Origin of the sequence: Kocuria gwangalliensis, assembly GCF_039544365.1 — a bacterium.
GTDB lineage: Bacteria > Actinomycetota > Actinomycetes > Actinomycetales > Micrococcaceae > Kocuria > Kocuria gwangalliensis.
The window spans coordinates 1-5,940 of sequence record NZ_BAABLN010000064.1 but is presented as its reverse complement, the minus strand read 5'-3'; the positions used below and the strand labels follow the sequence as shown (position 1 = coordinate 5,940).

The 5,940-nt window shown below is 59.9% G+C and carries 7 protein-coding genes and 1 pseudogene; 3 read left to right on the top strand and 5 right to left on the bottom strand.

Annotated features, from left to right (window positions below):
- Positions 1-2,272, top strand: a 2,272-nt coding sequence (locus tag ABEA06_RS13730) for a hypothetical protein (RefSeq protein WP_345311861.1), incomplete at its 5' end; no start/stop codon positions are given.
- Positions 2,273-2,343: 71 nt separating this feature from the next.
- Positions 2,344-2,547, top strand: coding sequence for a hypothetical protein (locus ABEA06_RS13725; protein WP_345311860.1), 204 nt, complete (start codon positions 2,344-2,346; stop codon positions 2,545-2,547).
- Here the strand turns inward: ABEA06_RS13725 and ABEA06_RS13720 are convergent.
- The 4 genes and pseudogenes from ABEA06_RS13720 to ABEA06_RS13705 form a co-directional block, all read right to left on the bottom strand.
- Positions 2,508-2,833, bottom strand: a pseudogene (locus ABEA06_RS13720) (integrase core domain-containing protein); the annotation flags it as partial. The gene ABEA06_RS13725 and the pseudogene ABEA06_RS13720 sit on opposite strands and share 40 nt — an antisense overlap.
- 248 nt (positions 2,834-3,081) lie before the next feature.
- Entirely contained in the window at positions 3,082-3,357 is a 276-nt protein-coding gene (locus ABEA06_RS13715; protein ID WP_345311859.1) for a hypothetical protein, read from the bottom strand.
- A 66-nt stretch (positions 3,358-3,423) separates the two neighbouring features.
- Positions 3,424-3,690 (bottom strand): hypothetical protein, encoded by a 267-nt coding sequence (locus tag ABEA06_RS13710; RefSeq protein ID WP_345311858.1) that lies wholly within the window; start codon positions 3,688-3,690, stop codon positions 3,424-3,426.
- 341 nt (positions 3,691-4,031) lie between these two features.
- Complete coding sequence (locus ABEA06_RS13705; protein WP_345311857.1) at positions 4,032-4,211, bottom strand: hypothetical protein; 180 nt, start codon at positions 4,209-4,211, stop codon at positions 4,032-4,034.
- Positions 4,212-4,420: 209 nt separating this feature from the next.
- Between ABEA06_RS13705 and ABEA06_RS13700 the strand changes: the two genes are divergently transcribed.
- Positions 4,421-4,624, top strand: a complete 204-nt coding sequence (locus ABEA06_RS13700) for a hypothetical protein (protein WP_345311856.1) — start codon at positions 4,421-4,423, stop codon at positions 4,622-4,624.
- A gap of 663 nt (positions 4,625-5,287) precedes the next feature.
- On the opposite strand, the gene ABEA06_RS13695 is transcribed toward ABEA06_RS13700, so the two are convergent.
- Positions 5,288-5,485, bottom strand: coding sequence for a hypothetical protein (locus ABEA06_RS13695; RefSeq protein WP_345311855.1), 198 nt, complete (start codon positions 5,483-5,485; stop codon positions 5,288-5,290).
- Between the last annotated feature and the right edge of the window lie 455 nt (positions 5,486-5,940).

Below are 5,940 nucleotides of genomic sequence, written 5' to 3'. Positions count from 1 at the left end.
GGAGATGCTCCTGCCTATCACCGGCCGTGATCGCGAGCACGTGATCGAACGGATTCGAGCCTCTGTCACAGACACCGACCGGGACATCATTGATCGTTCGATGCAAACGTGGGGGTTGGTCGATGAAGCGGAGGCAACTGCGACGACACCCTCGCTGGAGCGGTCGGATGGCTCTTCAGATGGCGCTGTTGACCAGGGGAACTCACACGATGTGCTGGGCACGACATTCGATGGGGAAACGCCCAAGACAGCCGCTGCATTGCTCGCACAGCTACGGAAACTCCCCGACCGTTCCAACTTAACAGCAGATTGGTGGGACACCGCTGCAGAGGCAACCCTCCGTGACCCCATCCCACTCAATGTTGCAAAAGCACTGGTAGAGGAACTTGGACGCCAGAGGCCAACCGAGCACTCATTGGGACTGGCGTGCGGTGCCCTGGCAGCTGCGGGGGGCCCGGAAGCAGCCCAGCAGGCCCTACAGATCCGCCTGACTACACTTCCCAGCAGCGGATGGTTTCGACACTACGATGGCGGCACTCGACGCAAGTTGTTCGCTGGCGCACTATACAGAGGCGGGCCCGCTATGGCCCGCCTTGCATTGGTGGACCTCGCCGAGACAATTGCCGGTGGTATCTTCGCCTGGACTCAGTTGGCAGACGAAATCAGGCAAATCCTGGAACTCGTCGCAGGCATCGCGGCAGTAGGCGCCGCGTGGCCGGACATCGATGCATACCTCGAGATCATCGCCCCCTGCGATTCGACGTTCCGCAAGGCAACGCTCGGGCCACAGATGAGCGCAACCGTCGACACGAGTGTGAGTGCGCTTGCGGCAATGGTCGGCGACTATCTGGGTCACCCGGCCAAGGCTCCCGAGGAAGGCGCTCGTCGGGCCCTCGTGCGGCTCTTGGCGAGGGGATCCACTGAATCCGGATTCCGGACGGCCGTCTTCGCCACACTCGAGGACGCCGTCGAGCGCGGAGGATGGCCAGCCGAGTCCGCCCTTTCAGTGCTGTTGCTCTCAGAGCCGGACGACCCGCCAGCCACGCTGATAGCAGCGGTGGAGAGAACGACCGTCGGCGATGATCAAATCCTGCGGGATCTCGCTCGACAAATTTGTGTTCAATGGGGACGAACGCCGGCCAGGCCACCAGGGCGTGAGCTCTCACCTGTGTATAGGATGACGTTCCCCTCGCTGCCGACCCATAAACCGCCCGAACTCGACGCCGAGGGCGTTCCCTTCGTCGACACACACGATCCCCAGCAAGTGGTCGCGCCGTTCAACGATGTCCTGGGATTCCTGGCGGAGGCAGCTGGGCTGTCGCAATCCGCTGTCATATACCGGGCCTCTCAGCTCGCGCAAGAGACGACAGGGTCCCGTTGGACCGACATTGGGGCCCGGGCATTGGGTGAGCGGTTGAAGCGTCGAGGGCAGAGACACACCTACCGACCTTGGGCGTACATGGTCGGCAGACGCGCGACCGGTCGGGTTCTTGCTGGTCTCGCAGATGCGGGCCTTACACCTGACCACTACCCAGCATTCGCGTTTGAGCTACTGGCGCCTGAACTCTTGATGCTCGAACCCAGCCCACTCTCTGATTCAGTTTCTCGGCCCTGGCGCCCCGACTCGGTGTCGTCGTATGACACTCGTAGGTGGTGTGACGAGGCACAGGATGCACTGGCTCACTATCGAGTCAATATAGTGTCCGCGCCCGACTTCGTCCTTGCAGAAGTCTCAGACTGGGGCAGTCTCGAGTGGGGGCTCCCCCGCGAGGAACGAAAGCTAGTCCCCGTCCACATGCGCCCTGTCAGGCCTCAAGGAATGCCAGTTCAGGCGCCGTCTGTCGAACGCGGTACAAGCGCCACATGGTATCCGGATAGGACTGGTACCTATTGGCACCACGAACAACTCGTCATCCGCGGGTACGAGAGGTTCACCAACGCACCGTTTTTTGAGTGGATCGCCTTCCATCCAGGTGCAGCTGCGGCCCTAGGTTGGAAGCCCATCAAGGGACAGCGATTCGCGTGGAAGGGCCCGGACGGCGAGTGGCGAGCTCGCACGGATTACTCGGCCCGGGGACTGCTTAGCCACGACCCGCCGGCACATAGTTATGTGGGTGAAGTATGGCAAGTGTTTCTCAGTCAGCGCGGTCGCGAAGATGTAGAACGCAAATTCGGCGCGATTGCTCGCCAGCTCTCCGTGACTCGCATTATGCCGGCGAGCCGTCGAGAGGGAACGCCAGAGAAGCGAGCGACTGCCAAAGGCGAGGTCTAACTGGCCCCGTCGCGGTGGGCGCTGTCCGCGCCGATCGCTCCGTCTGGCGACCATTCATCTAGCATCAGGCTATGACCCCGCGATCGACGGACATGAGTGGCTTCGTCACGGCGCTCGTGCCCATGCTCTCGCGAAGCCTGGCCGAGGAGTTCAATGTCTTCCGGGTGATGCACCACGGCACCCACGAGAAGCAACTCTCCAACGTCTTTGAACCGTCACGGCTTCTCTGCCGTCTTCATATGGGCTGCGCCGCCGGCTGGGGCGCAGTGATCTGATCATAGTGGGCGGCCTCGAACTCGGCAGGCGGGACGTTGCCAAGGCTGGAGTGCAGCCGGCGGCTGTTGTACAGTCCACCCAGGCCAGCGTGGCGTACTCGACATCGCTGACGGTCTTCAGCGGTGCCTTCAGGAACGGGCCTGGGCGGACGCACTCGGTCTTGTAGAGGCCAATGATCGACTCCATGAGGCAGTTGTCGTAGGCGTCCCCGACCGAGCCGATCGAGGGCGCCATGCCCTCCAGCGCCAGGTGCTCGGTGAAGCGCAGCGCAGTGTATTGCCTGGGTTCAACCGGTCGTTGCAACACCGGGTTGTTGGACTGAGCGTAGCTGCTGGGCGAAGACTTCCGCAGGGGTTACCCAGCACGGGATGTCGAAGAGGCCGAGGGGCCATCGTTTCATCATCACGGTGCGCCACTGGGGCATGGAGTAGATCCACCGACGTTTTGGTGGCAACGGAGTGGCGGTCCCGGTGTGGGCGGTATAGGCCGGTTGCCGAGGCCCGTCGAGCCGGCTCGCCTGGTACTGCCCCCGGTCAGGCACCGCGTGGCGTCCTTCCTTCCAGCACGTCCCTCAGGGCGAGGTTCACCCCAACGCCCTTGGCGTGACGGAGCAGCACCGGCTGTTGACCCCGGGTGTGGCGGAAGTCCACGTAGGTGACGTCGTAGTCGCTCACCGGACGGGCCTCGTAGTCCACCCACTCCGCGACAAGACCGGGGCTCGATCCGCCCCGGTGGAACACCAGACCTTCCTTCCGATACAGGCGCACCAGAGATCCATCCGTGAGTAGTACCACGCTGATGGTCTCCATCGACTCCTCCTCCATCATGAAGGATCCCTCGGTGGTGCCGCGGATGCGTTCCTTGGTCGTGACGTTCTAGTATTGGCGGTTGAGCACCCAGTGCGAGCCGACGACTTCGATGGCCTCCTCGACCTTGCGGCGTTCCATCACCGTGCGGGTGCGCGCGCCGAAGCCGAAAAATCCTCCGGTCTTTTTCTCGACCGGCACATCTTTCTCCACCCGTTCGGTGCGGGTCACAGGCCCACTCGGGGGCAACTTTGTTTCACGGGCGACTCGCTGGGCGTAGCGGCGTAGTTTTGCCCAGTCGATCTGGGTGACGTGGTATTGAGCGAGATCAGGCATGGCACAGTATCCGTTCTTCCAGGAGGCCTTGTAGGGTGTGCCTCATACCGGTGTCCCGTGTTTGCCACGGTCTCCGGGCGCCGATGGACACGGGGGAGCGGTGCCGAAGCCACAGTGCTCAGCACGCACCGGCGACGAGTGGGCGCCTAATTGTTGGCGCCGCAGTTCTCGTTGGTGCACCACCAGTTGTTGCCATCCTTCACGCACGTCGCTCCGCACTCGTTGCACTTCAGGGCGTCTCCTTGTTCCAGAGCCACTGGACTCTCTCTGGTGGGCACAGTCAAGGCGATCACGACCGCGAAGGCAATGGTCGGTTGAGATCATGACAAACCGACGGACTGTCAAGGCGCGGCGTTTCCCGCGACTTCGCCGGCGCGATCAAAGGTGGTACTCGCCCAGTTCGGCAGACCGCAGCGGTTGTTGCGGCGCTGCCAGTGCTTGTTGAGCGCGTCCCACATCTGCGCCTCATACGCCCTCATGGGGATTGCACCGTCAACGAGCGGATCGGCGTAGGCGCTCATTCAGGTTCTTATAAATCGGGTGATCGATCATGTTGAACGTTGTTCATGCAATGTGGGGTGCTGAATATCTGGACCGGGTCGCGTGCGATATGCGACATAGAACCGTATACTTCTGTCATCTAGCGCGTACGCCACACATACTGCCTGAAGTAGCGGTCGCCAGTCTGGCTGACTAACGATCAGGCCGAAATGAATTTGAGGGGATCGACATGGCCAAGATTCATTTGAAGATGGTAACCGGAGAGGTCTTCACCATCAGCGAGGCGTTCCACGGCCGGTCAGGGCAAATGCCCGATCGCCAAACTGCGGAGATTCAGATGAGTTTCATCCTCGGTCGATATAATGCGATTAATACCGATCAAGGTAAGACACTAAACACTAATCAGATAGTTTATGAGTGGGTTGAGGAATAATTAGGCACGAGGGTAGGAACTAAACGCTTACCCGTCCCACGGTATATATTCTACCGTTCCTGTAAAATCATCTCTCGGGAACTTTCTGAACGTCAATGGTAGTCATGTTTCCCGAAGGATTGATGACACTCTCACGCGAAATCGACCACAAATGTCCAAATGCGGTTTGATCCGACGACGGAGTGACTGTGTTGGACAGTTCTGCCAAGCTGTCCATGTCGAGTCAGTGCTTGAGCCAGATACGGCTCCGTCCGGGTGAGGGCAGTGGCATCAATGTCAAGCCAACTTACAGTCCCATGATCGAGGTCGTTACCCCACGCACCCTCGGGCAACACCTGATGCCAAAAGGACTTTGCTAAGGGTTGGCTCCACTTGACGACTCGCTGGACGCTCATTCATGCTCTTTCGGCCAAAAACTACGACTTGGAGTCAGGCATTACAACGCTGGGATCACCCCCCCGGGGCGCACCTCATGTGATCGGGCGTCCATATTCTGTCCCGAAACCAAATCACATTTACGAGAAAGCGGCCGCCTCGAAACTATTTGTTGATTTCGAGGCAGCCGCCGACTGCGTCTGCCAGGCTCCTAGATTGGCACTAGGTCCCAATCTGATTGCATGATAATTAACGCAACGACACTAGTTTAACGCGCAAGGCACTGATTTACTTGCCCGACGTGTTCGCCTGGTTATTGCCGCGAGCGTCTCCAGTAGAAGGCTTGTTCCTTTCCTGGCTTGCCTGCTGAGCGTCTGAAAGCTGACTTGTGTTCGCCTGGGGTACCTGCCCCAACCCTGCAACGAAGCCCGATGCTGCAGTAGCACCAATCATTGCATTGCCGAGCGCATCTTTTGCTTTACCCATAAAGGTCTCCTCTGAGCGAGGACCCCGAATCAGGTCCGTGTCATCAATTTAGACGTTTCTGCGTGTGATTACTAGAGCTTGGCAACGTGGTTACGCACCCTTCACCGTTGAGCATGGGCACGGGTCCCTTGCCAGGGCCGGTGGTCGCCAGGGGTGATCGGGGTGCAATCCGGTAATTCTCGAATTTCCGCCCTCGTGCGAGGAGAGCCCTGTGAGCGCAACGCCCAGCTAGCTGTGGCCAACGTAGTCAAACAGTTCGGGCCCCGCGGCGGGCGTGGCGCAGAAGTGGCTGGCACCCCAACCATGATGTTGATATATCAACAAACTGAGGGTTAGCTGGTGTCTGTTCTCGAAAATGGCATGAGGATTGCGGGGTGGTGGATACGGTGAACATGTTCAATCCGCCGCACCAGGAGTATGCCCATGGCCAAAGCGCGCAGGAAACAGCAGATCGA

Bases quoted from the DNA above. Each gene is read 5' to 3' on its own strand.
- ABEA06_RS13700 (WP_345311856.1), top strand. From the start codon at position 4,421: ATGGCCAAGATTCATTTGAAGATGGTAACCGGAGAGGTCTTCACCATC.
- ABEA06_RS13695 (WP_345311855.1), bottom strand. From the start codon at position 5,485: ATGGGTAAAGCAAAAGATGCGCTCGGCAATGCAATGATTGGTGCTACT.
- ABEA06_RS13710 (WP_345311858.1), bottom strand. From the start codon at position 3,690: ATGCCTGATCTCGCTCAATACCACGTCACCCAGATCGACTGGGCAAAA.
- ABEA06_RS13705 (WP_345311857.1), bottom strand. From the start codon at position 4,211: ATGAGCGCCTACGCCGATCCGCTCGTTGACGGTGCAATCCCCATGAGG.
- ABEA06_RS13725 (WP_345311860.1), top strand. From the start codon at position 2,344: ATGACCCCGCGATCGACGGACATGAGTGGCTTCGTCACGGCGCTCGTG.
- ABEA06_RS13715 (WP_345311859.1), bottom strand. From the start codon at position 3,357: ATGGAGACCATCAGCGTGGTACTACTCACGGATGGATCTCTGGTGCGC.